Source organism: uncultured Paraglaciecola sp. (assembly GCF_943787955.1).
GTDB lineage: Bacteria > Pseudomonadota > Gammaproteobacteria > Enterobacterales > Alteromonadaceae > Paraglaciecola.
In genome coordinates this window covers 40,976-66,599 of the sequence record NZ_CALSOK010000014.1, presented here as the reverse complement: position 1 = coordinate 66,599, position 25,624 = coordinate 40,976, and the positions used below count along the sequence as shown (strand labels likewise).

Genomic DNA, 25,624 nt, shown 5'->3' with positions numbered 1-25,624 from the left:
ACCTTCTGGACGGTTTATTTGAGCTTTGTAAACCCTTTGCACACTATAAAGATGATCATAATAGTAAATTTATGACAATGGTATTAGGGAGTGTGGACTAATTTTGGTAAAATATAGAACATATAAGCTTGTATAAGTTAAGCAGTAGATGAATTTTAAAGGTAATCATATCCTGTCGGTCAATCAGTTTGACCGCGACGCGATTGAAAAAGTATTTAATGTAGCTCACCAAATGTTGCCCTATGCTAAGCGGAAAAAACGTACAACCGTATTAGATGGGGCTATCTTAGGCAATTTGTTCTTTGAGCCTAGTACCCGAACAAGAGTCAGTTTTGGCACCGCATTTAATTTGTTAGGTGGCGAAGTACGGGAAACAACAGGACTAAGTAACTCAGCCTTAGCTAAAGGGGAGTCTTTATATGACACCGCGCGGGTTTTAAGTGGTTACTCCGACATCATAGCTATGCGTCACCCCGATTCTGGATCTGTGGCAGAATTTGCAGAAGGCAGTCGCATACCTGTCATCAATGGTGGCGATGGTGCTAATGAGCACCCCACTCAGGCATTATTAGACTTGTACACTATCCAAAAAGAATTACTCAGTCATGGTAGTAGTATCGATGGCATGCACATCGTTATGATTGGCGATTTAAAATACGGTAGAACCGTGCATTCATTGTCTAAGTTATTATGTTTATTTAATAATGTTCGTTTTACCTTGATATCGCCTAAAGAATTAGCCATGCCGACCTCGATTATTGATGCTATCGAGAACGCAGGTCATCAATGCAAAATCACAGATCAATTTGAAGGCATTGTGGACGCAGATATTTGTTACCAAACGCGTATTCAAGAAGAACGTTTTCCTTCCCAGGAAGAAGCCAACCAATACAGAGGAAAATTTCGTTTAAATCAACAGATCTACACCAAACATTTTCAGTCTAAGACAGTTATCATGCACCCCCTACCTCGTGATTCTCGAGTAGAGGCAAATGAGCTGGATAACGATTTAAATCTCAATCCTAATCTTGCCATTTTCCGCCAAACCGATAATGGCGTTTTAGTGCGTATGGCATTGTTTGCAATGACCCTTGGGGTAGAAAATATTGTTACTCAGTTTGATCGAGAAGTGCTTTGGCACGTAAATAGCTTACAACCAAATGATCACCGGATCATCAGTAAATAAATTCACTTAATTAAAGAAGTTACTATGCAAAAATCAAAAAGCCTTTTCGCCCGCGCCAAACGACACATCCCCGGCGGCGTTAATTCCCCAGTTAGAGCCTTTAAGGCAGTAGGCGGAACCCCGCCTTTTATCAGCAAGGCTGATGGTCCCTATATTTTTGACGTAGACGGCAAACGTTATATCGATTACGTGCAATCCTGGGGACCCATGGTGTTAGGCCATAACAATCCGGTTGTTCGTCAAGCCGTGATTGATGCAGCCGCCAATGGTTTAAGTTTTGGCGCACCGACCGAAGCAGAAGTATTTATGGCTGAAAAGGTTAATGAGTTAGTTCCATCTATGGAAGTACTTCGTATGGTGAACTCAGGCACAGAAGCAACCATGAGTGCTATTCGTTTGGCGCGCGGGTTTACAAATCGCGATAAAATTCTAAAATTTGAAGGTTGTTACCACGGCCATGCTGATGCATTACTGGTAAAAGCCGGCTCAGGTGCATTAACTTTTGGCGTACCTAGCTCACCGGGTATTCCAGCTGATTATGCTAAACATACCCTCACCGCAAATTTTAACAATCTCGACTCTGTGGCTCATGTATTTGAGCAACATCCTGAGGATATCGCCTGTATCATTGTTGAGCCCGTAGCTGGCAATATGAACTGCATTCCCCCTGTTGATGGTTTTTTACAAGGTCTTAGAGATATTTGTGACCAATACGGTGCATTGCTTATTTTTGATGAAGTCATGACTGGCTTTCGTGTAGCAAGAGGTGGAGCTCAAGAAAAATACAATATCAAACCCGATCTGACATGTTTAGGTAAAGTAATCGGCGGTGGTATGCCAGTGGGCGCATTTGGTGGAAAAGCTGAAATCATGAGGCATATATCTCCTGACGGGCCGGTATATCAGGCAGGCACATTATCGGGTAACCCCGTCGCAATGGCCGCAGGTTTAGCGGCATTAGGGGAAATTGAAAAAGAAGGTTTATACGAGCAACTAACCAAAACAACTCAGACCTTAGCAGAAGGAATTAAGAAAATAGCCAACCGACATGGCATTACCATGTCGGTTAACTATGCAGGCAGCATGTTTGGGCTGTTTTTTACTGACGTAGAACGCGTCATCAATTATCAACAAGCCACTAGTTGCAACATCGAACAATTTAATCACTTTTATCACGGTATGTTAGAAAATGGCGTGTACTTTGCTCCTGCTTCATACGAAGGCGGTTTTGTATCCGCAGCACATACCGACGAAATTGTGCAACAAACATTAACCATTGCCGATAAAGTTTTGGCTAATGTTGCAGCCCGTTGCATTTAAATAACAATAATAACTCGATAATTTTAAAGAGATAAATTACACCTAATGTTTGAGCAAGTATTACAACCATTGTCGCTATTTTTATTAGCTATTATTGCACTCTACACACTAGTGTTAGTCGCGCTGCTTAAAAAAATATCGCGTTTAAAGGTCAGCGCTTCCACCAGTATCGAAAATGCCCAACAACGTGGGCATCAATCACCAAGCGAAGCAACATTACAACAATACAAAGACAAAGCTGACGAGGCGATGCGTTTAAACCAAACCTTTCGTAAGTTTGTGCCTAAGCAATTTGTCGATCACTTAGCCAAACACGGCTCTGATACATTAGAACTTGGCCGGGCCGAGGAAGATGAACTGGCGATTTTATTCTCAGATATTCGGGGTTTTACTAGCCTATCTGAACAAATGAGCCTTCAAGAATTAATGAATTTTTTAAATTCTTATTTCCTGCGTATGAACGAACCTATTCATAAAAATAATGGCTTTATTGACAAATTTATTGGTGATGCAGTCATGGCCTTATTCGACAATCCAACAGGCACTAATACCGATAAAGCCCAAGACGCTATCCGTGCGGCGCTCGACTTACGCTATGCCATAGATTTATATAATCAACATCGCGCCAATTGTGATTATCCAGCAGTAAATATTGGTATAGGCATCCATTTTGGCCCAGTGATTATAGGCACTGTCGGCTCAGACGAGCGTATGGACACCACTGTCATAGGTGACAGTGTGAATATCGCCTTTCGACTCGAAGCCCTTGCTCCAAAATACAATTCCGACATCGTCATCAGCGCCCAGACTTTGCACCAAGCAGAAGCTAAGGGTATATTTGAATACCGTTTATTAGACTGGGTGAGAGTCAAAGGCAGAAAAGCCTCAATAGAAGTCTACGAAATCATCGATCACCAAGACACAAACGTAAAACAATTAAAATTATCCAATGCTACGTTGATTGAACAAGGCTTGGATTATAGAAAACAACAAAATTGGCAACAAGCCATCACTCATTTCCAACAAGCTTTGGATATATACCCTGGAGATACCCTCGCCATTCATCACCTAGAACAATGTGCTAGGTTACAACAATCTGAACTAGCTGAAGATTGGGATGGCTCGATATACTTAGAGTAAATATTTCAGCTTCAACAAAATAACTATCAAAACACAAATTCACCTAACCTATGGTACTCCCGTTAACAGTTTTTACACCGCCCCATAACATGCATTCGTTCTTGCCTTTATGCCTATAAGCTATTCATCATTTTTCGTCGAGCGGCATAGCAAAATGTTTTTTCAAATTCAGTGATGAGACAAAGCCATTGTTCAGCGTTTAAGCCTAAGCGCCTAAGAATAGGGCTGTGTTGATGCTCTATATGTCCTCTATCTTCGCGGATGCACTGTTATCTTCCAACTCTTAATAATCCTGTAGACTAAAGGGATAAGAGTCTGTGGTTGAAGACGTTTATATCTAACCGCTAACATTCGTGTTTTAATAATTCTTTGAATTAAATCCTCGGGAGTATTTGCCATCTTTTTCTGATAGGATTTAGGTTCTCATAAGCCATACGGGCAATATCACACTTTCATCTAATGATGTTTGAGGTTTAAAACGACCATCACAAAATCGGCCGTTACAATCCTCTTCTTTGTTGACTTCACGAGCTATATATCCATTCAGATTACGCATAAACCAGATGCTGTTATCAAGCAAAAACGGTATTCTTTGATAGTATCCTGTAACGTCACTTCCTCACTCGAACTGAGGGATTTATCTCGCATACACTTTTATGTAATCAAGGTGCCCTTGTATAAGGTATGCCATAGGCTAATAACTTGTTTATCACTCCACTCTTGTGCTTTATTTACGTCAACGTGCACGACCACATGTACGTGATTACTCATCATGGCATAATTACACATATCCATCACATACATCGATGACAGTTACAACAAGCGCTCTTAAACCCATCTCCAGCCAGTGCTCATAACTCTGACCGGAATAACTATCGACAGCGCGAATCTGCCGCTCCACACAAGAATGAACGACACACAACGGGATACGCAGTGGTAATAAGGTGTATCCGACAGACACACCAGACACGCATGTTTTTGAGTCAAGGGACAGCCACTTATATAACGATACGTAACTTAAAATATAGAACCGTTCATGAAACAGTCAAATTATGTTGGACGTCCTTTGAATTTTTCTTAAACGTATTACACTCCTTTAAACTTATGGGGATTATTTAGAACAATTTTAATCAACATTTGGTTTGTTGTTAATTTGGTTGCAACCTATTAATAACAAATTCAGGCACCAGATCTTCTCTATACTTTATATTGCCGATAAACACAGTTATATTATTCATATGCATCCCTGAAGATTCTTTAAATTAAATATGGGTGCCCCCTTAGTTTTTAATTATGAATTTATGCGAAACAGGGCCTTATGCTTCAGCCAAATACATAAATTTAATTGTCGTTTTCTCTATTGATAAGAAATACCATGTTTTGGAAACTTTCAAATAAAAAATATCACGAAGTATACTTCTAGCATATGCGAAAAGCAGGTGGAACTAGTCTCAGAAAATACTTGGTTGAGTATTCATCAAAAAACAAAATCCCGATCCAAATTGACGAGGGGTACACGATAGATACCCAGCGACTATCTAGAAAAACGTCACAAGAACTTGCTGTAAAATGCCTTCGGGACCCGATCGAACGTATTAAAAGCTCATACCGATTTGAAGGCAGATGGGAGCAGCACGATAAGAATGTGTCCATTGACACAATGAAGCCATTTTCAATCTGGGCGGCTAAAAATCGCTGCAATAACGATAGCAATTTTGTTTGGGTGTGCACTGAAAACTATTACATTATGGCGCTAATCGGATACCCGAAATTTCGTCAAAATAAAATAGGGCGAAGAGAGCTTGAACTAGCAAAAGAGAATTTGCTAAAATTCGACATTGTGCTGTTAACCGAACAATTGAGTTACTTGAAGACATCACAATATCTGAAAAAGAAACTCGGCATTGACCATCCAGTCCCAATGTTCAAATACCCAGAATTGCCACGACCAGAAATGACGGATGAGGAACTTTTCGACCAGCAAACATCGATTTGGCTGACAGAGGTAAATGAGTTAGACATCGAACTTTACAAGACCGCCTGCAGGCTGTTTGAGAAGCCCACAGGTCGGTGGTTTTAAGCGGGTTAGCAATAAAATGGGCGATGATAAATGCCTTTAATTCGTATTTCGAGGGTCACCGCAAATAGGTCTATTCTAATTTTTAGTTTTTAGTTTTTAGTTTTTGCTAACTATGAAACTTGCCCTTCGTATACGACAGTAGAGCAGCAATCGGCCTAGTTTGAGGTTAAGTCAAAATAATAGACCAGACCGGGGTGTTATTTTGACCAATATTGCAGAAACCTATTCAATATTAGACTTTTTCCTTTCAAAAACCAAACGGACTTTTAGTTTGCTAGGAAAAGCGGGGGGTATATTATTTATACTCTGCCTAGCCAAGAAACCATAGATTATAGAGTTTTAGCTTGTCAATTTTCTTCTCAAGATTTTGAGTCCAACTGCAATGAACAACATAGGCCGCCTGCGCTAATTCAGGTGCCAATTTATGCGCCTCTTTCGGAATAGCATGGCCATTAACAAAAAGATCTTCCCGCATCCTCGCAGTTACCAGCCCTCTTTCACGGTATGTGTTCATAATAATATTGATCGGAGTCTGCTGACTTCTATAATATATGACTTTGTCATAATGGTTAAATATAACTTTCCAAACAGTCCTGGTGAAGTCATTCGCCTTGATATAAAAAAAACCTGAATTGTAATAAAGTGGTTGAAACCGAGGATTGTAACCGTCGTACATAAACTGGAAGTCAATCTGCTTCTCCCTCGCCTGACGCTCAAGAAAGGCTCTTGGATCCTTGTTCCACACCATATCAATATCTTGAAATAGGATATCTCTGTCAAATGGCATCATCGCCTCCACTATGGCATTCTTTGCAAACATACAAAGAATAAATGTTCTATCACCATAATTACTCGCGGCAGTTTGGGGTATGGGCCCGTAGGCACCTTCTCTATACCAAGTATGAAAGCCTAAAGACAAAGCCCTTTCATTGGATGGTTTATCCATAGGAAATATTATCGTCGAATCTCTGACCGAGATTTTGTTACGATCACATGAAGCAGCCCAATTCTCAAATAATTGGATAAAGCCCTCATTGAAAGTGGTGATCGTAATGGGCCCTTCATCAAGCTTATCTATAATTAGACGCAATTCTATCATGCGAGATTGTTTAGTTGCCTCGAAGGCATCAAAAAATGGTGAAACCCTCTTAGCCATTTTTACCTTTTCATCTTCTTTCCTAAAAGCTACATCCTCTATGTTGAAGAATCTAATCTGGTTTGGATGAAGGTCTTTTACCTTTCTTTCTGTAATCATGGTTTCTTAAAGCCTTAAAAAAGAAAATAATATTCATTACCATGGTATATCTACACAGGGTCAATTCACTTGATTCCATTGGATGCCTTTGTAATTTAAACCAGCACAACCCATAGTGAGTTAGAAGTACAAATGCACTTTTCATGGCCGCTTTATCGCACTGAATTTATTGTGTGGATGAATAGTAACACAGCCAAAACATCAAACTTTAGTTTACACAGTGTGATAAACCTCAATGTATCGTCTAAACACTTATTAGTGAGAACATTGCTTGTTTATAACTGCCAAGGAATTTAGCTGTAATCAATAATTTGACAATATAGCCAGACTTTTTCGCACAAGGTCCTAGGCAGGTTTTATTAGTTACTATGAAAAAATTTGTTTACTATCATAAGAATGAAATATCCGTTTAAAGAAATTAGTTTATGCCGGTATGCCACTAACGAAGTTTTATCTTCTTCCATATACCCGATGCGCAGATAATGCCATTGAATCATCTTTAGGTCTATCTACACCGAAAAAAATGTATGGTGTGATTGAAAGAGATGACCAGGTTATTTCTCTTCATCACCTAACAATTCGCAACATGCTGCAGTCGGGTTTAATAAATGAAGACTATTTAAGTCTTACTTTAAGTTTACAATAATAAATTTTGCACAATAATTGCAGTTTGCAGAACAAGCAATGGAGGGCGGCCGCTATTTTGAGCGTCGTCACTATGATTATTTTCGACCGATGAAAGACTATTACCTTCACGGTCATAAGTTGATGGTCGATAACATCGATGAAGAGCTTGCGCGTATTCGACCAATTATTGGGCAAGTTTAACTACCGAAGTTTAATGCAAACACACCGTATTATGATTATTTACTTACACCCTCAAATCATGACATGGTAGAAAAACTGTATGCTGCAGATAAGAAGTTTTACGAACATGTACAGCCGGTTAAAAGTAATCGTGAACATTCATTTGATGGTTTGAAATACGTATGAACTACCTTTTGAAGCCACCTATTTAAATTACTTCGGCGCGATTTAGAGTATTTCTTAAAATCGTAGCATGGTAATATTGGCTAAGGTGAATAAAATCCCATTATCTAACACTTGTATAACCATTCCACTACATATAGGCAAGCTATATTGATTAAGCATTTACAGATACTAGGGGAAAGAAACTCAGGAACAAACTACTTGGCCAGTTTGATTCAGAAAAACATTCCAGCTATAGATATAACCAATAGCTTTGGATTTAAGCATTGGTTCATCAAGGATCACTATCCAAGAACTCTACCAAATAATTCTACCGATATGGAATGTACGCGATCTTTAGATGATAGTGACGACACACTTTTCTTAGTAATTCTGCGTAACCCATTCGACTGGCTTTGCTCAATGGCTGTCAACCCGTATCATGCGCCCAAACATGTAGGGTTACCCTTCTCAACATTTATTCGAAAACGTTGGGTATCCTATGAACAAACTAGAGTAAATAGTATTTGGCCATTAAGTGATGATGGGGCCTATTTTATTGAAGAAGCAGAAAACATAATGGTTTTACGTTCGATGAAGATTCAGCATTGGTTAAATTTGAGAAAACGTGTCAAAAATATTGCTTTTATCAATTATGAAGCTTTATATAAAGGGATGAGCACACTAGAAAATATTGCAAATGAATTCAATATTCTGCAAGTTAATAACCCTTTCGTCAACCAAGAACGATATATCAAAGGCGGGCGGTTACGGCAAGAACTGTTTGTGCCAAAAGAACAAACCTCAATTGATAAGCAAGACCTCGAGTTCATCCAAGCCAATATTGACTGGGATGTCGAGAAATATTTCAACTACAAATATCAAAATTCACCAATGTCTATATAGAGGTGAAGATATGTCTTTTTTTTGCTAACGATATTCGATTTTAAACTCTAGTGTCTTCAATCCATTTCCGGCGTAATCATATTTAAAGAAATTGTGTTCATTAGCCCGGAAAGTTTTCGCCTGGGCCGCTGACAACTTAGCCAGCGTGATGTGGCTATACCGTTGGCCTTAACGCAATCGCCAAAATCTGAGTCACGCATCAACTAGTTAAAGCATTGTCTTCAAATTCCCATTTCTAATAGTAGTAGTGTAAGCGTCCGGTAATTAGCACGTTCCATTAGTTAACCTTGCAGAGCAGAATATCGACTTTGATAATCATCGGAGTCGAATATGGGAAGACGTAGTTCTAAAGAATGGCAGGTCATCATTGAGCAACAGGAAAGCAGCGGCATATCGGTTGCTCAATTTTGCAAACAACACGCGCTAAACAATAAATACTTCCATGCCAGAAAACAGTCATTGCTCAAGCGTCAACAACGCAAACTATCATCACCGTTTATCAAGGTCAGTAAAACAAGTCCTGATACAACAATGATGTCACTGCAAATAGGTGACGCTACATTGTCTTTGCCACTCAATTGCGAGCCCTTGTGGTTGGCACAATTGCTCAAGGCAGTGGCAGCATGAAGATGTTTATTGAGCCGTCGGATATCTATATGCACATTGAGGCTGTGGACTTTCGAAAGTCGATTAACGGTTTGGTTGTGGTGGTTGAGCAGCAACTTGAATTGTCGCCCTTAAGCGATGCGCTGTTTGTCTTTAGCAACAAGAAACGGGATAAACTCAAAATCCTTTACTGGGATAAGACAGGTTTTGCGTTGTGGTACAAACGGCTGGAGAAGCAGCGCTTCAAGTGGCCCAAAGATGACCAGCTAAGTCGTTTAGTTCTGTCAGAGCAACAGCTCAATTGGTTACTCGGCGGTTATGACATCATCGGCCACAGCCCCTTGACGTATCAAGCCGTCAGCTTATAACCACAGCTCATAAGCAGCATTTAACGATCACGGCTTATTCTAAAAAAGTCAATTAAATCAGTCTGTTATTCGATAAAATACAGACATGATAGAGACGCAATACCAACAACGCATTACTGAGCTGGAAAGCTTATTGGCAGAGAAAGATGCCAAGATAGCATTTCTAGAAGAGCAGTTCCGCCTTGCCCAACAAAAACAGTTTGGTGCCAGCAGTGAAGGTCATCCGGGCCAAGGCGAGTTGTTTAATGAGGTGGAAGCCGAAGTAGAGCAGCTTGACGTTGAGCCAGTACAAGAGACAATTGGATACACCCGCAATAAGCCAAAGCGCAAACCGCTGCCGAAGGACTTACCCCGTGAAGTCGTGGTCATTGATATTGCCGATGAAGATAAAGTCTGTGCTTGCTGCAACGGTGAACTGCATCAGATTGGCGAAGATAAGAGCGAGAAGTTGGAATTTATCCCAGCTAAAGTCAAAGTGATTGAAACGGTACGGCCAAAGTATGCATGCAGAGCCTGCGAAAAAGACGGTACACAAAACCAGATAAAACAGGCGCCTGTGCCAGCCAGCATTATTCCCAAAGGTTATGCCACCCCCAGCTTGCTCAGCCAAATCATTACCAGTAAATACCAATATGGTTTACCGCTTTACCGCCAGGAAAGCCTGTTCAAACAATACGGCATCGAGCTGAGTCGCAAGACCATGGCTGATTGGATGATAAAGTCGCAACTGGCGTTGCAAATACTGTATGAGCGACTGCGGGAAATACTGCTGCAACAATCGGTCATTCAAGCGGATGAGACAACATTAAAAGTTATCGGGGAAGCCAAAACCACCAGTTATATGTGGCTGTATTGCAGTGGCACAGACTCGCCCAACGACAGCTCCACTCCCAATATTGTGCTCTACGACTATCAAAACAGTCGCAGAGGTCAGTGTGCGGTGGATTTCCTCGCCGGATATTCAGGCTATTTGCAAGTGGATGGTTATCAGGGGTATGCCCAAACTCAGGCCACGCTGGTCGCCTGCATGGCCCATGCCCGCAGAAAGTTTGTTGAGGCAGAAACCGCACAACCGAAAGGCAAAACCGGCAAAGCCAATTGGGCACTCAATCAAATCCAAAAACTGTATCGCATAGAAACAAAAATCAAAGGTAAAACAGCACAAGAAAAATACCGAATACGTCAGGCTGACGCCTTACCCTTACTTATGCAATTCAAAGGCTGGCTGGATAAGTCCGCCACAGAGGTACCGCCTAAAACGGCTCTGGGCAAAGCCCTTGCCTACAGCCTGAATTAATGGTCCAAACTCATTCGTTACATTGAAGATGGCAACCTGACTATCGACAATAACCGGGCGGAACGGGCCATAAAACCCTTTGTGATAGGTCGAAAAAACTGGTTATTCTCAAACACGGCTAACGGCGCAAACGCCAGTGCCACACTTTATAGTATTATCGAAACTGCTAAATCCAATGGCTTAGTGCCATTCGATTACCTCAACCATCTGCTAAATGAAATCCCAAGCCTGAAACCAGATGACACTATCGAACACCTGTTGCCATGGAATTGCGCTAAACGCTAGGTGGGATCACCGGAAGCTTACGTAGTAGTTATACCCATTGGCTTGTATAAAATGTTTTAGCAAAAACAAAATACCCTGGAGATTGTTATTAACAATCACTTCAATGTTTGATTTGCTTGGGGAATTACACAAACGGGTTAACACACGAAAAATTGAATAGTCGCTTTTTAAGATTGGCACAAGAACAAACCCACGGATAATATTGTGCCGCATCAAACCACTTTTTTTGATTTTGTCTCATTTAAAAAGGGCATCACCCAGTTACTCTAATATAAAACATCACACTTTATCCCACAGATTATGAGTTGTTTGCGGGTTTCTGGGATAAACACATCCAAGTGAATTTGGCAATTACGATATAGCGAGGTTAAAACAAGGTTTTTTCATTTACGACATAAGATTTTAGACCGAAGTACAGATCTAATTAAAACTCATGACGGCTCTAGTAAGATTATTCAAAATACCAGAGTGTTTTTGGCGTTAATAGGAAGTCAGCATTTAAAGTGCAGACCTTTAATATCTCTGCGGGAATAACTGTTACTTATTGAATGCCACCATAGCTATTTCCAGACAGGGTCCTTTTCCAGTTCGTGCCAGATTGCTTCGGCAATACTAACGGGCAAGTGTTGTAGCCGAATATGAGGAGAGTCGCTTGTTCGAATAATTCGCATGATTTCATTGAGTGGCATGCTTGGTTTAATGATGGTTGAGAAATTTTTAAGTATTTCGTATTTCGTAAACATTAAGCCGATTGCAACGTCATCAGGAAGGTCGTATCGTATCGATTGTTTACGTTTTACCAAGCTTAACGCTTCTTGTGAACTCAGAAAGTAACCTGAACCTGAAATAAAGGTATTTCCCTCAAATTCGTCTAATTCAGAAATGGTTTTGATGCATTTGTCGGGGCCAATCCAATTGTAATGCAATAGGTTTTCTCTCAAAGCATCATTCCATACCATTGCGCCGGAGTAACCGATCATCTTTTTTGACTCAACATGATTTTCAAACTTTGACATTTTGATAAAGCTACTTAAATTAGTTCTGAAAAAAACATCATATTTATCATGTAACAGTTCCAAAGCATAAATTGTTTTACTAAGGATTCCCGGCACATTGATCGACTGAAATTGTGGATTGCAAAGCCGATCTAAATCAGACTTTTTATCTTCAATAACATTATTTGGAATGTCTGAGAAAAGATCCGTCACTGTGCCGTTTTCAAGCAAAAGAAATACATCAATGTTTGGCTTTACCTCGTTGGTATATTTTATCAATTCAATCCAATAGGTTTTGATGTAATGAATGTAAACTGGTTGGTTCGTTGCCGCTATTACAAGTATGGCAATTTTCTTCATGTACTCATCCTTTTAGGTCTGGTTGCTCCGCATTTACCGGAGATTATTATATCTGAGTCATCGAGCTTCGAATGGATCAGGGTATTTAGTATTGGAACAATAAACGCTATCCCAGCTCTAATCAATATGAAATAGGCTTTACTTGGGCTACAATCATGAAGTAAAACATGCTATTCAAATGGCATGTGACGGATGAAAAAACCAAGGCTTAACCTTATGGATACGCTATGCGCTCCAGTTGAAAGTATTTTGTGCTGGGCCAGACACCGGTGGCCTGCTTTGCGGCGGTATTAAGTTGTGCGACTGTGGTATGAGTGAAAGTGATGCCTGTTTATGTGAGTGTGACAATATTGTTTGGATAACCATGGGCCAGGTGATACGGGTGATAATTCTCACATTGTGTTTTTCACATATTTTACATTCAGTGATGTAAATGTTGAATACCCGTTTAAATCGTTACGCCCAACTCATACTTCTTACCTAGTAAGGTTTCTCGGACTCGTTCATTTTTTTTAAATGTAAGTGGGGATAGCTCTTTAACCTTCCCCTAACTCTATAGACATCTATTACTTAGAAACCGAGGTGATGTAAACGTGCTATGAATAAAAAATACCCCGATGAGTTTAAACAAAAAGCCGCTCGCCAAGTTGTTGAAAAAAGCCATTCCGCACCTGATAGTTCCAAGCATTTAGATATATCCGATAAGTATCTCTATTACTGGGTAAGTAGACAAAAATACCTGCCAGTCAATCCGCAGAGTAAACAGAAATGCGCCAGCTTAGGTAGAGATTAAAGATGTTATTTCGTCAATATAGCCAACACCCACATAGGTTTAACATGTTACATAAAGCAGAATCATGGTTTGCTATGAGCCTTGTTTTAGATAATACAAAGGAAATTTGGATTGATACCAATCCACATAAATGATCTAAGCCGGGAATCAGATTAATATTCAATATCTCGCTGCATACAACAATCACGGTAACAGTTCCAAAGTCTATAGATAGTCACCATTTTAAGACTGCAGAGTGCAATTGTTACTGAGCCAAAGCTACATTTACCAGAAAAGTGATGTAAAAAATTGAGTATGAATTAGTCTTTAGCATGTTCTTTTATGAAGGTTACGGAGGGCGCAAAAAAAGCACCGCCAGTTTCGGCTGTGGTGTAGTCGAGTAATTTGTCGTAATGACCCTCATCATCACCAAAAATTCGGCTTTTAAGCAGTTTAATGAAGGGTAGCGGGCTATTTGCACAAGATACACAATATATCCCCTGAGTAGACATGTCCCCATAAGGCATATTCTGTGTAAGTAATGCGCTGTTATTTTTATTTGGGGTGGTAATTTGAACACGGGCTGTGTAGGAGTCTGTGACTAAATCGGCGCTGTTTAGTAACCTGTTATCGGTTTTCTGTCGACCCATAATCTGTTGTTGTTTAGCAATAGGTAACAACTGCCACTTTTGCATATTGTGCTGATAACGTTGAATATGTAGGTAGCTTGAGCCAGTAAAATCGGGATCATCGGCACCCACTATTGCGACATCGAATTTTTTCATGCCCCTAGGATTCTCAGCACCGTCAACAAAACCTGTGAAGTCTCTACCATCTAAATATCTAAATCCTCTTACCTCTTCATATAAATCGACATGGGGCTTTAACAATTGAACAATCTCCACCCCAATCGCATGACAAATATCAATACGGTCAGCCTTAATCAGAATAAATAAGTCACCGGGAGAATTCGGGGCATTTCGGTCTTCGCAGTGGATATCAGGAAAGGGAGCAAGTTCTTTAGGAATAATATCTGGATATAACTCGTACCAATAATTAGTACCTATGGCGAGCACACCGGACACCATAGCTTCGTAATACTCATCATCAAAATAAGACAATAAGTCTAAAATGCGAGCTAATTTTACGCGTATAGCTTGAGAGTCATCGTCAACCACCGTAAATGTCAAATAAAGTGCGTGAAGATTTGGCTCTGCGCAGATACCTTTTTGGGCTTGAGTCATAATACTTTAATCATATCCAACACTGTTAATAACCGGCTGCTTGGCCATCTTTACGACTTTCAGATGCACCGTAATACACTCCTGTTTTTGGATCACGCATAATAGCTTGATAGCCACCATACGCACCGACTACATCACGGAGTATATGACCCGTTTTAGTCAGCTCTCTCCTTACCTTATTATCGAAGCCTGACTCTAAGCTGACATAACCACCGTCTGTCATGGACTCACCTGTCGGTTGGCTAGACCCAGAATGTAACATCCGAGGTGCATCCCCCGCTTCTTGTAAATTCATCCCAAAATCTATCAAGTTCACCACAATTTGTGCATGCATTTGTGGTTGTGTTCCACCGCCCATTACACCAAAACTAAGCCAAGGCTGGCCATTACGCGTGATAAAAGCGGGGATAATAGTATGAAAAGGACGTTTATTCGGCGCATACACATTAAAATGACCTTCTTTTAAACTAAACAACTCGCCTCTGTTCTGCAAACCAAAACCCAATCCAGTGGGTGTCATACCCGATCCCATGCCACGGTAGTTACTTTGAATTAACGATACCATATTGCCGTCTTTATCCGCCGTGGTGAGGTAAATGGTGTCCCCATCATTTAACCCCGCATCAACACGCTTGGCGACTTTATTACTATCAATTAACTTGCGGCGCTGTTGCGCATACTTTTTAGAGATTAACCTGTCCACTGGGATGTTATTAAAGGCAGGATCCGCGTAATACTTTGCTCTATCTTCAAATGCCAATTTTTTCGCTTCGACAAAAGTATGAATATATTGCTCAGAGCCAAAACCCATGCCTTCAACATCAAACTGTTCCAACAGATTTAAAATTTGCAATGCGGCTATACCCTGACCATTTGGTGGCAATTCCCACACATCATAACCCTTATAATTGGTTGATACTGGCTCGACCCACTCAGACGTATGACTGGCTAAATCTTCGTTACTTAAGAAACCACCTTGCTGTTTAATGTATGCATCTATCGAGCGCGCAATATCGCCTTTATAAAAAACATCTCGTCCACCAGCCGCAATTTTTTCATAGGTAACAGCTAAGTCTTTATTTTTGAAAATCTGTCCTTTAACTGGGGCTTTGCCATTAGGCATATATGTCTCTTTAAAACCTGCAAATTCGCTCAACTTAGGCACACTGCGCTGCATGTAATAAGCCACCAGCTCACTTACTGGGAAACCCTTTTTTGCATATTCGATACTAGGTGAAAGAATGCTGGTCATGGGTAAGTTGCCAAACTTAGCATGCAGTTCAAACCACCCATCCACCGCACCGGGAACAGATACAGGCAGTGGTCCATAGGCAGGAATATTGTCGAGACCTTGTAACTTAAAATGCTCTAAAGTAAGCGACTTGGGTGAACGACCCGAGGCATTGAGTCCATATAATTTTTGAGTTTTAGCATCCCACACAATGGCAAACAAATCACCACCTATACCACTACCCGTTGGCTCAACAAGTCCTAACATAGCATTGGCTGCAATAGCTGCATCTATGGCATTCCCGCCCTGCCTTAAAATATCCAAACCTACTTGAGTCGCTAATGGCTGACTTGTCGCTACCATAGCGTCTTGGGCTATCACTTCAGAGCGAGAGGCAAAAGGTTCGCCTGTTATTCGGTCATAAGCAACACTATGAGAGCTACCTAAAGCCAGGGTTAATAGACTCATTAATATAGATATTTTCATTGGCCACAGATTAAAAATTAACAATGTTATTAGGATACTCTGATTTTACAGTGCAATGCACTGACTTAAACTATACAAACTTAATTAATCAATGACATTGGATAATCAAACTAATAATACACTGCGCGTTGAAGGTATAGATACTGACTACTATGATCGTTTTCATAGCTTGCATGCTTGTTGATTGTTGATTGTTTGGGCCAAAGTAAAAGACCCATATTAAGTGGAGATTGATGACTTTAAATAGGGTAAATGACGCTGTGATAAAGATAGTGCAAGACAACGTATTCTTCCATAAAAAAGCCCCGCGAATGCGGGGCTAATACTGTTCTTATCAAAGGTTAACTAAACATATGTGTTACCACTCAGTTAAACCTTCTATCATTTTTAATGAACAATGATTAAGAACGAACAGTGAAGTCAGGATAAGCTTCAAGACCACATTCACTCATGTCTACGCCTTCGAACTCTTCTTCATCACTTACACGAATTCCAATCACTGCTTTGATGATTGCCCAGGCAATGAAGCTGGCTCCAAACACCCAAACAAAGATAGTAGCCGCACCAATCAACTGACCACTAAATGTAGAAGCATCGTTAGTGATAGGCACAAGTAATAAGCCTAATAAGCCAACCACGCCGTGAACAGAGATAGCGCCCACTGGATCATCAATTTTAAGCTTGTCTAAGGCAAGGATGCTAAACACCACTAATACACCACCCAAGGCACCAAACAATGTAGCTTGTAACGGAGTAGGAGTAGAAGGTTCGGCTGTAATCGCCACTAGCCCAGCCAATGCGCCATTTAACGCCATGGTCAAGTCAGCTTTCTTAAATAAGATGCGAGCAAGGATAAGAGCGGTAACCAAACCACCAGCAGCGGCAGCATTAGTATTCAAGAAAACCACTGCAACGGCATTGGCGCTTTCAACACTTGCTAAGGCGAGTACTGAACCACCGTTAAAACCAAACCAACCCATCCATAAAATGAACATACCCACTGTAGCTAATGGAAGGTTCGCGCCTGGTATAGCGTTAACTTTACCGTCGGCAGTATATTTTCCTTTACGTGCACCTAGCAATAAAACGCCAGCCAAAGCAGCAGCCGCACCGGCCATATGTACAATACCGGAACCGGCAAAGTCTGAGAAACCAAGATCGCCTAGTGTATACATACCAAATACAGATGCACCACCCCACGTCCAAGATCCTTCCATAGGGTAAATGAAACCAGTCATTACCACAGCAAAAGTCAAGAACGCCCAAAGTTTCATTCGCTCAGCAACGGCACCAGATACAATAGACATTGCTGTAGCAACAAACACAACTTGGAAAAAGAAGTCTGAAGCAGGTGAGTATGTATCTTCATGCTCAGCAACTCCGTCTCCTAAAATTCCATCAAGGAACGGCGTAGCTGCATGTAAGCCTTCAGGTCCACCATACATAACCCAATAACCACACACCATAAACATAATGCAAGAAATCGCATACAAGGCGACATTCTTAGTCAAAATTTCTGTAGTGTTTTTAGCACGAACTAAACCTGCTTCGAGCATAGTAAAACCAGCGGCCATCCACATAACCAGCGCGCCACATATCAAAAAGTAAAAAGTATCTAGGGCATAGCCCAATTCAAAAGTAATTTCCACGGTTGTTCTCCTAAAATCTAAATGGCTTCGCCATCGGTTTCGCCAGTACGAATACGAACGGCATGCTCTAAGTCATACACGAATACTTTACCATCGCCAATCTTGCCAGTTTTAGCTGCGCCAACGATGGCTTCAACTAAACGTTCGACATGATCGTCTTGTACGGCGACTTCAAGTTTCACTTTCGGTAGAAAGTCCACTTGATACTCCGCACCACGATATAACTCAGTGTGCCCTTTTTGACGTCCAAAGCCTTTCACTTCGGTAACGGTCAAACCATCTATTCCGATTTCGGAGATTGCTTCTCGCACGTCATCAAGCTTGAAAGGCTTAATGATCGCAGTAACTAATTTCATGGTGTAGCTCCCAGTTTATTGACATGTGTTTAAAGTGTTTAGTAAAGATGCAACAAAACCTATGCCATTTATTTTTAGCAATAAAATCAACATGTTAATTAGTTAAGACGCCTATTTGCCACATTATATTGCGCTTTTTTGGTGCAGCACGTAAAAATGGGATCAAGTTGGTGCGCGATTTTCAAATTCACCCATTCATCCGTATAAAATATCGGATTGAAATAGAGGTGTCAGTGCGAAACACTTTATTCTGGTTTATCCTTGACCGATTAGCTCTATGGGTAATAAGAAAATGTAATACGACATATCTATTATATAAAACGTGGCTTGCATCACTATCGAGGGCGATTTTTATGCCTTAGACTCAATCTATATGTTCTAAAGCAAAAACTGCTAGGATGTGAACAACCAATATAAAAATCTTTATCGACTACACCAACATTTCTGGCGTATTGCTGATAACAGAAAATGTGTTCGCAATGACTATGCTTACGAAGATGAGTTCGGGAAATCTAAGAAAATAACCACAGTAACGGCTATCAATAAGAACGACATGATGTGATGAAAAAGGTACTAAAGGTATACTTTCTTGATAGTCAGCCCGATATATTGGTTACTGACGCTAAACGCAACGCCTTAAAAAGACTGCTTTGTAGCTAGCCAAGCCCGTCATTAAACTGGGTATAGACATCATTGCTGTTTTGAACTAATCCCTAAAAGGGTACTCTACTAAATCCGAAACATTCATCAAGGACATGCGCAAACGGCAGTGTTTAAAAAAAATAAATTTCTATTTATATCAGTCATTTTGCACCTGATTGTCATGTATGTGGTTGCCCGGTCGGTTATGTTTCCTACAGCACCAGACTTGCCGCTAAAAAGGCAAGAGGTGATTCAAGCAACCTTAATATTTGATATGCCTCCCATCATGCCAGAAATACCTGTTGAGGAGGTAAAAGAGGACATACCTCCACCTGACGAGTTAGAAGAAAAGCCTGGCGTTGCTGAAACCCCACCAGATAATCAAATTGCCCCTATTTCAGAACCCGAGGTACAGGTCATTCCACCACAAGGATTACCACCCATGCGCGAGGAAAAGATACAAGAGGAAGAAGCAGCAGTAAATGATGAAGTGAATGAAATTATGCCCAGTGAACAAAGTGTGAACCCAATACCAAGTTCAGAAGCACTCGCTCCTGCAACAAGCATGGCAAGACGTCACCTAAATAGTTTTCAGCAGCAGCAAAGAAATAGAGTGGCTAAACAGGCATCTCGGTATTATCAGCAACACAAAAATTCACCGGTAATAGATGATGAAGTCAAAAATACTTTTATGACCGAAGATGAAAAACTAAGAGACGACTTAAAGGTGCGCGCAGATTGTAGTAGTGCCAGCAAACAAACAGCGGCAGTGTTATTAGGTATTTTAGGGGGACAAATTAACTGTTCAATACCTCCACCCATTAATAGTTTCATCCAAGATAGAATCAACAAAACATCTCTTTTACCCGATCAAAACCTGCAACAATATCAAAAAAGGCCACAATCGGTTGTGATTAAAAAACAACCTTAACCAAAAATCTTCTCCCACAAACTTTTGGGCTTATCTGGCACAGAAGGTTCGCTAAAGCATGTAATAGGCACGGGGGGCAATGCTAAAGTGATGGCAGGCACACTGAAAGTATCGGCACACCCTGCTTTGCTTAAGTGACCTGTCTCGTTATCAAAATGAGCAATACTCAAACCATCAGGAAAGCGCCTCACCAGTGACTTGGGTTCTTGTTGTTGCTGATAATCAATAAATAGCTGCATAGCGCCACTAGCACCACTTAAGTTAACGGGTTGGTTATTATCTTTGCCAATCCAACTGGTCACAAGAATGTTTTTGTCAAAACCACTAAACCAACTATCGCGATAATCATCTGTAGTACCGGTTTTACCCGCCATATTGATATCTGGAAATTTTACTCGAATATCTTTTGCTGTGCCTTTCAGCGTTACTTTGTGTAGTGCATAATTCAGCAAGTAAGTCGCCTGCTCATCTACTCGTTGCTCTTCGGCAACATCAAATTTCCACAATAATTTATTATCTGCAGACATAATGGCAGTAATTGAGTGCAGCGGAATGTAACGCCCATTATTGGCGATGGTTTGATACATTTGGTTCACTTGTAACGGAGAAAAATTTACCGCTCCCAAAGTAAGAGCAGGATACAAATCAAGCTCCTCTTCTACTCCTAAACGCCAGATAGTATCAGCAATATTGCCTAAGCCTAAGTTCATGCCTAACGTCACAGTTGGCACGTTTAGAGACCGACTCAACGCGGTCAATAACGGTACTTGACCTCGGAATTTTTTATCTGAATTCTGTGGCTCCCACATTTTGCCATAAGCACTTTTCAGTTTAATGGGCTCATCAGTCAAGTGTGTGGCTAAGTTATAGTCTGCAGCTTGCTCTAGCGCAGTAAGGTAAATAGCCGGTTTTATCAATGAACCAATAGAACGCTTCGCATCCAGTGCTCTATTAAAACCGGCATAATCAACATTGCGCCCGCCCACAATCGAGCGAATTTCCCCTGAATCAATGTCAGTCACTATCATGGCCGCCTCAAACCCATACTTGCCTATACGTTTCTCCTGAACTGCGACTCCCTCAAAGACAGCACGCTCAGCTTTCATCTGTGCATTAGAGTCCAATGTAGTAAACACTTTTAAACCTGACTGACGAATATCTGGGTTATCCAACACCAAACGTAGCTCACGACGTACTTGATCCATAAACGCCGGATGTTTATCTTTTTTCAGGCTCGCACCTGTGGCTAATTTAATGGGTAACTTCACTAAATCTTGATATTCATTGGGTGACAATTGGTTACTTTCAAACATAGAGCGCAGCACTATATTGCGCCTTTCTAATGCTCGCTCATTATGCTTACGGGGGTTGTAATATGAAGGGCCTTTGATAATACCAACCAATGTAGCCATTTCGTCAATGCTCAGTTCATTCAAAGGGCGGTCGTAATAAAAATAACTGGCTAAACCAAATCCATACACACCGGTATCACCATTTTGCCCTAAAAACACTTCGTTTAGATAAGCCTCGAGGATCACGTCTTTGCTATATCTGAATTCTATGATCAGCGCCATCATGGCTTCTTTAGCTTTACGCACTAAAGATTTTTCGCGAGTTAGAAATAGATTTTTAATCAGCTGCTGGGTCAATGTACTGCCACCTTGTACAGTGCGCCCTGCAGAAATATTGGCCATGAGAGCCCGTAAGATAGAAAGTGGCGCCACACCAAAGTGCTGATAAAATTCCTTATCTTCCACAGCGACTAACGCCTGAGTCAAAATAGGCGGAACATCGTTGATTTTTACTAACATACGGTCTTCCCGACCGCTGCTGACCAAGCGAGTGACGAGCCATGGTTCAAGGTAAATATTATTGATACTTTGACGACTATTAAGGTCTTGTATTTGACTGATACGCGCTTTTTTAAGACTAATTTCAATATATCGTAAATCTTCTATGCCATGGGAGAAATCAAATTTACGACGCTGGATACGAATTTTGTTCGTCAATACTTGGTATTCGCCTGAACTATAGGCACGGGTCACCCTTCTGTAACCCAATAGTTGCAATTCCTCTTCAATCTCTTTAATACTTATTTCTTGTTTTAGACTTAAATACATGGGTCGTGCATATATTTGTGCTGGCACCTGCCATTTATTACCGGCAAATTTCTGACTAATTGTTGCATCGAGATACAGTGTGTAAGCTGCCATCACTAGTATAAAAATAGACAGTAACTTACCCCAATGACGCCAAAGCCAACTAAAAGGGTTAAGTCGTTTCCATATCGAAACCTTCGATACAATGTTCGTTGACTTGGCTTTCACTGCTGCAGCTCTAGCTTTGCCTGAGGGGATTTTACTCATGGTTTACTGTTCATCTTTTTTTTGGTGCGCGTTGTTGCTTGAGCATTTGCTGGGTCATCTGGCCAGAAATGACGAGGATAACGACCTTTCATTTCTTTTTGTACCTCTTTATAACTTCCTTGCCAAAACCTGGGTAAATCTTGCGTCGTTTGGATGGGGCGCCCCGCAGGAGAAAGTAACTCAACAGTAATCGGAACCTGTTGTTGTGCAACCGTTGGGTGACGCTGCAAACCATATAATTCGGTCATACGCACCGATAACACCACACAATTGCTCGAGGTGTAAGTTAACTGAACACTGCTCCCACTGGGTAAAGTCATCCGTTTTGGTAACTGTTTGTTCAGGTTTTGTTGCTGTGCGAAGTCCAACTCGTTAAGCAGTTGTTGCAGAAAATGACATTGCGTAAATTGCTGCCAAGTTAATATATTCGTAAGGTAGGGTATCAGCCAGCGGTCAATTGAATTGAGCAAACCAGCTACCGTAAAATCTGGTAATGCCTGAAACGCCGAAGATGATGGGACCCCAGCAAAACTTGCTGCCAATTGTACACGATAGATAAGTTGCTGAGCTTCATCATTGAAAGGCATGTCTGCCATGCCTTTGGCATGAATAACATCTCGCCAAATAGACAGAATATGCTGCTCAGAGGGACGTTTTATGGGTTGTTTGTGAATAATGATTTTACCCAAAATCTTTTGCATTTCTGAGACTATTCTTTGATTTTCAGGATCCCAGTCAACTCGCTCTTTTTTCTCAATCAAGTACTCAAAATGTTGCTCAAGTTGTGACAGCGTTAAAGACTCCGCATAACGAATTTGCGCATTGTCTTGTTGTCTATCACTGGTTTGCATATTTGCTATCGCTAACCAAGGGTGCGCGGTTAAAGCGTCATCTTGGTATAATACCGCGCCGCTTCCATTCACCAGCTGATAACGTTCATTTTTCCTCTGCTTTGCCAACCATTGAGGGTAAGCGTAACCGACCAAAACAGCCGTATCTTCGGTCGGCCAAACTAAAAGACGACATGCTAATTTCGAATGCCATTGGCGGATTGCTTGCCAGATAACATGATGTCTTTGTTGTAATACAAAATGTAACCTAGCGGCAAGGCTTGCACCGTTATCCGTTCTGCCCATAGGGTCTTTATTTTCTAAAAGTGCCGCAATAGCACATCCCATACTTAAATGTTCTGAGCTCATGCTCGCACTTTTAATCAACATAACGGCGATACTAGGGTGGCAACCTAAGCCATGAGCTTTACGGCCTAAAGTCGTGAGTTTATGGTTATCATCAAGCAATTCAAGCTGCTTTAAAAGTGCAAAACCTTGGGATAGCTGCGCGTCACTGGGATGATCTTGTAACGCAAGCGCTGACACATCCGTTCCCCATATGGCACTTTCTAAAATAAAGCTGCTCATGTCACTATGCATGATCTCAGGCGTAATTTGTTGAGCTAACCTGCTATGTTGCTCTTTACTCCATAGTCGGTAACAAGTGCCTGCAGTCAAACGCCCAGCCCTTCCAGCCCGTTGTGTGGCAGATGCTTGTGATATATTTTGGCTTTGTAGGTGCGTAACACCACGATTTAATTGGAAAATTGCTTTTTTCTCAATACCGCTATCAATGACAACTTCAATACCCTCGATGGTTAAGCTGGTTTCAGCGATATTTGTCGCTAAGACAATTTTTCGTTTTCCTGCGGGGTTGGGCAATAAAGCTTGTTGCTGCTCATTCTTCGATAATTCTGAGAACAACTTCACAACCTCAACCTCATCTTCACCTGTACTTAAAAAGTGTTGGCTCAAACGCTGTGCAGCTTTGTTAATGTCGGCAGCACCGGGCAAAAAAACTAAACAATCATGCTGGTGTTTAGGAAAAACGTAGATAACCAAACGACTGACTTTTTCAAATAAATGTAAACTTGAATTGTCGGGATGATAAATGATGTCTACAGGGTAACTTTTTCCACTAGACTCTAATAATTTGGCTGCAGGCAATAACTCGCCTAGTGCTGTGACATCAAGCGTAGCCGACATCACTAATAAACGTAAATCTTCCCTAAGCGCTTGTTGCACTTCAATACACAGGGCCAATGAAAAATCGGCATGCACGCTGCGTTCATGAAACTCATCAAAAATCACTAGACCCACATCAGGTAAGTCTGGCTGATTCTGTAACATGCGGGTTAGAATACCCTCTGTGACGATCTCTAATCGGGTATTAGCCGATACTTTTACTTCACCTCTAATACGATAACCTATGGTGTGACCAACCGATTCACCTAATTGACTCGCTAAATATGAGGCAATCGTCCTAACAGCAATACGCCTTGGCTGTAACAGGATAATCTTTTTATCTTTAAACACATCTAATTTGAGCAAAGACAAAGGTAAACAGGTCGACTTCCCCGCACCGGGCGGCGCCACAACAATGGCATCACCGCCAATCAATTGTCTATGTAGCGCGGGTAAAATATGTTCAACAGGTAACAAATGAAATCTCTTTTGTTTAAATAAAGGTGTGAGTAAAGTATCTAACCAAGATGATAACAAACATCAGGGCTGACAGTATGCGCGCATTTTTTGGTTTATCACCCGACATCAAAACTAAGTTGGCGATAGAGGGTTGGCGAAATAAAGTATTTCCTCACTTTGATGCACCGGTACCGGCAGCCAATTTTCATGTCACCTTAGCTTTTTTAGGGAAAATTTCGCCTAAACAGCTCGATGCCTTATGTGAGTCCGTTAATCAGATTGATCAAATACACGCATTTGATGTTTCACTTAACCAAATAGGTTATTGGTCCAAACCCAAAGCTCTTTGGTTAGGATGCAAAAATACTCAAAATACCCATCGACAACTTGCGAAAATTCTGTATCAAATATCTCACTCAGTTGGCTTGCAACTTCCTAAACAAGATTACATTGCACATCTTACTCTTGCCAGAAAGTGTTCGGTAAACCCACCAGCAGCGTTAATTTCACCTACCTTTTCTTGGCATAACGCAGAATTTCATTTATACGAGTCGGTTTTAGGTAAAAAAGGGGTGTCTTATCATATTCGGCAGACTTGGCCATTGGCCAGACTATTTGCTTTTAAAGCAGTCTGAGTTTGAACACTTATTTGATAATCATTGAGTTTAAAATGTAAATGTCAAGCATGGTGTTTATTCTGAAATAG

21 protein-coding genes and 2 pseudogenes are annotated in these 25,624 nt (G+C 40.9%); 13 read left to right on the top strand and 10 right to left on the bottom strand.

The genetic code is table 11. The annotated features are described in order from the left end of the window. Positions 1-148: 148 nt before the first annotated feature. The 3 genes from Q0Y52_RS13895 to Q0Y52_RS13885 are packed head-to-tail and all read left to right on the top strand — an operon-like array spanning position 149 to position 3,646. Entirely contained in the window at positions 149-1,186 is a 1,038-nt protein-coding gene (locus Q0Y52_RS13895; protein ID WP_297822516.1) for an aspartate carbamoyltransferase, read from the top strand. Between the two features lie 24 nt (positions 1,187-1,210). Next, a complete protein-coding gene (gene hemL / locus Q0Y52_RS13890; RefSeq protein WP_297822514.1) occupies positions 1,211-2,506 on the top strand; it encodes a glutamate-1-semialdehyde 2,1-aminomutase in 1,296 nt (431 codons plus the stop codon). A gap of 45 nt (positions 2,507-2,551) precedes the next feature. After that, on the top strand, positions 2,552-3,646 hold the full coding sequence (locus Q0Y52_RS13885) for an adenylate/guanylate cyclase domain-containing protein (RefSeq protein WP_297822512.1): 1,095 nt from the start codon (positions 2,552-2,554) through the stop codon (positions 3,644-3,646). Between the two features lie 122 nt (positions 3,647-3,768). Here Q0Y52_RS13885 and Q0Y52_RS13880 read toward each other — a convergent pair. Together Q0Y52_RS13880 and Q0Y52_RS13875 are read right to left on the bottom strand one after the other, a co-directional pair. Further along, a pseudogene (locus tag Q0Y52_RS13880) lies at positions 3,769-3,950 on the bottom strand (hypothetical protein); the annotation flags it as partial. A 350-nt stretch (positions 3,951-4,300) separates the two neighbouring features. After that, positions 4,301-4,435, bottom strand: coding sequence for a hypothetical protein (locus Q0Y52_RS13875; protein WP_297822509.1), 135 nt, complete (start codon positions 4,433-4,435; stop codon positions 4,301-4,303). Positions 4,436-5,072: 637 nt separating this feature from the next. On the opposite strand from Q0Y52_RS13875, the gene Q0Y52_RS13870 reads away from it, so the two are divergent. Further along, positions 5,073-5,726 carry a hypothetical protein gene (locus Q0Y52_RS13870; protein ID WP_297822507.1) on the top strand — a complete coding sequence of 218 codons (654 nt, stop codon included), beginning with the start codon at positions 5,073-5,075 and terminating at the stop codon, positions 5,724-5,726. Positions 5,727-6,036: 310 nt separating this feature from the next. On the opposite strand, the gene Q0Y52_RS13865 is transcribed toward Q0Y52_RS13870, so the two are convergent. Next, positions 6,037-6,981 carry a putative nucleotide-diphospho-sugar transferase gene (locus tag Q0Y52_RS13865; protein WP_297822505.1) on the bottom strand — a complete coding sequence of 315 codons (945 nt, stop codon included), beginning with the start codon at positions 6,979-6,981 and terminating at the stop codon, positions 6,037-6,039. A gap of 684 nt (positions 6,982-7,665) precedes the next feature. Here Q0Y52_RS13865 and Q0Y52_RS13860 point away from each other — a divergent pair. The 5 genes and pseudogenes from Q0Y52_RS13860 to Q0Y52_RS13840 all read left to right on the top strand — a co-directional run bounded on the left by Q0Y52_RS13860 (position 7,666) and on the right by Q0Y52_RS13840 (position 11,412). Continuing rightward, positions 7,666-7,809: a hypothetical protein gene (locus Q0Y52_RS13860; RefSeq protein ID WP_297822503.1), complete on the top strand. Its 144-nt coding sequence runs from the start codon at positions 7,666-7,668 to the stop codon at positions 7,807-7,809. A gap of 363 nt (positions 7,810-8,172) precedes the next feature. Beyond that, positions 8,173-8,856, top strand: a complete 684-nt coding sequence (locus Q0Y52_RS13855) for a hypothetical protein (RefSeq protein ID WP_297822501.1) — start codon at positions 8,173-8,175, stop codon at positions 8,854-8,856. Positions 8,857-9,186: 330 nt separating this feature from the next. Further along, positions 9,187-9,483: a hypothetical protein gene (locus tag Q0Y52_RS13850; RefSeq protein ID WP_297819528.1), complete on the top strand. Its 297-nt coding sequence runs from the start codon at positions 9,187-9,189 to the stop codon at positions 9,481-9,483. Beyond that, on the top strand, positions 9,480-9,830 hold the full coding sequence (gene tnpB / locus Q0Y52_RS13845) for an IS66 family insertion sequence element accessory protein TnpB (RefSeq protein WP_297819525.1): 351 nt from the start codon (positions 9,480-9,482) through the stop codon (positions 9,828-9,830). Before Q0Y52_RS13850 ends, tnpB begins: the two co-directional genes overlap by 4 nt. Before the next feature lie 85 nt (positions 9,831-9,915). Then, a pseudogene (locus Q0Y52_RS13840) lies at positions 9,916-11,412 on the top strand (IS66 family transposase). A 560-nt stretch (positions 11,413-11,972) separates the two neighbouring features. On the opposite strand, the gene Q0Y52_RS13835 reads toward Q0Y52_RS13840, so the two are convergent. Beyond that, entirely contained in the window at positions 11,973-12,767 is a 795-nt protein-coding gene (locus Q0Y52_RS13835) for a hypothetical protein (RefSeq protein ID WP_297822499.1), read from the bottom strand. Positions 12,768-13,365: 598 nt separating this feature from the next. Between Q0Y52_RS13835 and Q0Y52_RS13830 the strand changes: the two genes are divergently transcribed. Then, positions 13,366-13,560: a transposase gene (locus tag Q0Y52_RS13830; RefSeq protein ID WP_297822497.1), complete on the top strand. Its 195-nt coding sequence runs from the start codon at positions 13,366-13,368 to the stop codon at positions 13,558-13,560. A 299-nt stretch (positions 13,561-13,859) separates the two neighbouring features. Here the strand turns inward: Q0Y52_RS13830 and Q0Y52_RS13825 are convergent, their stop codons facing one another. The 4 genes from Q0Y52_RS13825 to glnK form a co-directional block, all read right to left on the bottom strand. Then, a complete protein-coding gene (locus tag Q0Y52_RS13825) occupies positions 13,860-14,783 on the bottom strand; it encodes a Dyp-type peroxidase (protein ID WP_297822495.1) in 924 nt (307 codons plus the stop codon). A gap of 25 nt (positions 14,784-14,808) precedes the next feature. Continuing rightward, a complete protein-coding gene (gene ggt / locus Q0Y52_RS13820; RefSeq protein ID WP_297822493.1) occupies positions 14,809-16,482 on the bottom strand; it encodes a gamma-glutamyltransferase in 1,674 nt (557 codons plus the stop codon). A 419-nt stretch (positions 16,483-16,901) separates the two neighbouring features. After that, entirely contained in the window at positions 16,902-18,149 is a 1,248-nt protein-coding gene (locus tag Q0Y52_RS13815) for an ammonium transporter (protein WP_297822491.1), read from the bottom strand. A 17-nt stretch (positions 18,150-18,166) separates the two neighbouring features. Beyond that, on the bottom strand, positions 18,167-18,505 hold the full coding sequence (glnK, locus tag Q0Y52_RS13810; protein ID WP_007622553.1) for a P-II family nitrogen regulator: 339 nt from the start codon (positions 18,503-18,505) through the stop codon (positions 18,167-18,169). A 400-nt stretch (positions 18,506-18,905) separates the two neighbouring features. On the opposite strand from glnK, the gene Q0Y52_RS13805 reads away from it, so the two are divergent. After that, positions 18,906-19,067: a hypothetical protein gene (locus Q0Y52_RS13805; RefSeq protein WP_297822489.1), complete on the top strand. Its 162-nt coding sequence runs from the start codon at positions 18,906-18,908 to the stop codon at positions 19,065-19,067. A gap of 207 nt (positions 19,068-19,274) precedes the next feature. Continuing rightward, on the top strand, positions 19,275-20,078 hold the full coding sequence (locus Q0Y52_RS13800) for a hypothetical protein (RefSeq protein ID WP_297822487.1): 804 nt from the start codon (positions 19,275-19,277) through the stop codon (positions 20,076-20,078). Here the strand turns inward: Q0Y52_RS13800 and mrcB are convergent. Both mrcB and hrpB read right to left on the bottom strand, forming a co-directional pair. After that, a complete protein-coding gene (gene mrcB / locus Q0Y52_RS13795; RefSeq protein WP_297822485.1) occupies positions 20,075-22,444 on the bottom strand; it encodes a penicillin-binding protein 1B in 2,370 nt (789 codons plus the stop codon). The genes Q0Y52_RS13800 and mrcB overlap by 4 nt on opposite strands. Then, positions 22,441-24,936, bottom strand: a complete 2,496-nt coding sequence (gene hrpB / locus Q0Y52_RS13790; RefSeq protein ID WP_297822483.1) for an ATP-dependent helicase HrpB — start codon at positions 24,934-24,936, stop codon at positions 22,441-22,443. Before hrpB ends, mrcB begins: the two co-directional genes overlap by 4 nt. Before the next feature lie 77 nt (positions 24,937-25,013). Between hrpB and thpR the strand changes: the two genes are divergently transcribed. Next, positions 25,014-25,553, top strand: coding sequence for an RNA 2',3'-cyclic phosphodiesterase (thpR, locus tag Q0Y52_RS13785; protein WP_297822481.1), 540 nt, complete (start codon positions 25,014-25,016; stop codon positions 25,551-25,553). Positions 25,554-25,624 lie beyond the last annotated feature (71 nt).

Excerpts from the sequence above, each read along its gene's own strand:
- Q0Y52_RS13895 (WP_297822516.1), top strand. The coding sequence starts at position 149 with ATGAATTTTAAAGGTAATCATATCCTGTCGGTCAATCAGTTTGACCGC.
- mrcB (WP_297822485.1), bottom strand. The coding sequence starts at position 22,444 with ATGAGTAAAATCCCCTCAGGCAAAGCTAGAGCTGCAGCAGTGAAAGCC.
- Q0Y52_RS13860 (WP_297822503.1), top strand. The coding sequence starts at position 7,666 with ATGGAGGGCGGCCGCTATTTTGAGCGTCGTCACTATGATTATTTTCGA.
- Q0Y52_RS13835 (WP_297822499.1), bottom strand. The coding sequence starts at position 12,767 with ATGAAGAAAATTGCCATACTTGTAATAGCGGCAACGAACCAACCAGTT.
- Q0Y52_RS13825 (WP_297822495.1), bottom strand. The coding sequence starts at position 14,783 with ATGACTCAAGCCCAAAAAGGTATCTGCGCAGAGCCAAATCTTCACGCA.
- Q0Y52_RS13830 (WP_297822497.1), top strand. The coding sequence starts at position 13,366 with ATGAATAAAAAATACCCCGATGAGTTTAAACAAAAAGCCGCTCGCCAA.
- tnpB (WP_297819525.1), top strand. The coding sequence starts at position 9,480 with ATGAAGATGTTTATTGAGCCGTCGGATATCTATATGCACATTGAGGCT.
- Q0Y52_RS13875 (WP_297822509.1), bottom strand. The coding sequence starts at position 4,435 with ATGTGTAATTATGCCATGATGAGTAATCACGTACATGTGGTCGTGCAC.
- Q0Y52_RS13850 (WP_297819528.1), top strand. The coding sequence starts at position 9,187 with ATGGGAAGACGTAGTTCTAAAGAATGGCAGGTCATCATTGAGCAACAG.
- Q0Y52_RS13865 (WP_297822505.1), bottom strand. The coding sequence starts at position 6,981 with ATGATTACAGAAAGAAAGGTAAAAGACCTTCATCCAAACCAGATTAGA.
- ggt (WP_297822493.1), bottom strand. The coding sequence starts at position 16,482 with ATGAGTCTATTAACCCTGGCTTTAGGTAGCTCTCATAGTGTTGCTTAT.
- hemL (WP_297822514.1), top strand. The coding sequence starts at position 1,211 with ATGCAAAAATCAAAAAGCCTTTTCGCCCGCGCCAAACGACACATCCCC.
- thpR (WP_297822481.1), top strand. The coding sequence starts at position 25,014 with ATGCGCGCATTTTTTGGTTTATCACCCGACATCAAAACTAAGTTGGCG.
- glnK (WP_007622553.1), bottom strand. The coding sequence starts at position 18,505 with ATGAAATTAGTTACTGCGATCATTAAGCCTTTCAAGCTTGATGACGTG.
- Q0Y52_RS13870 (WP_297822507.1), top strand. The coding sequence starts at position 5,073 with ATGCGAAAAGCAGGTGGAACTAGTCTCAGAAAATACTTGGTTGAGTAT.
- Q0Y52_RS13885 (WP_297822512.1), top strand. The coding sequence starts at position 2,552 with ATGTTTGAGCAAGTATTACAACCATTGTCGCTATTTTTATTAGCTATT.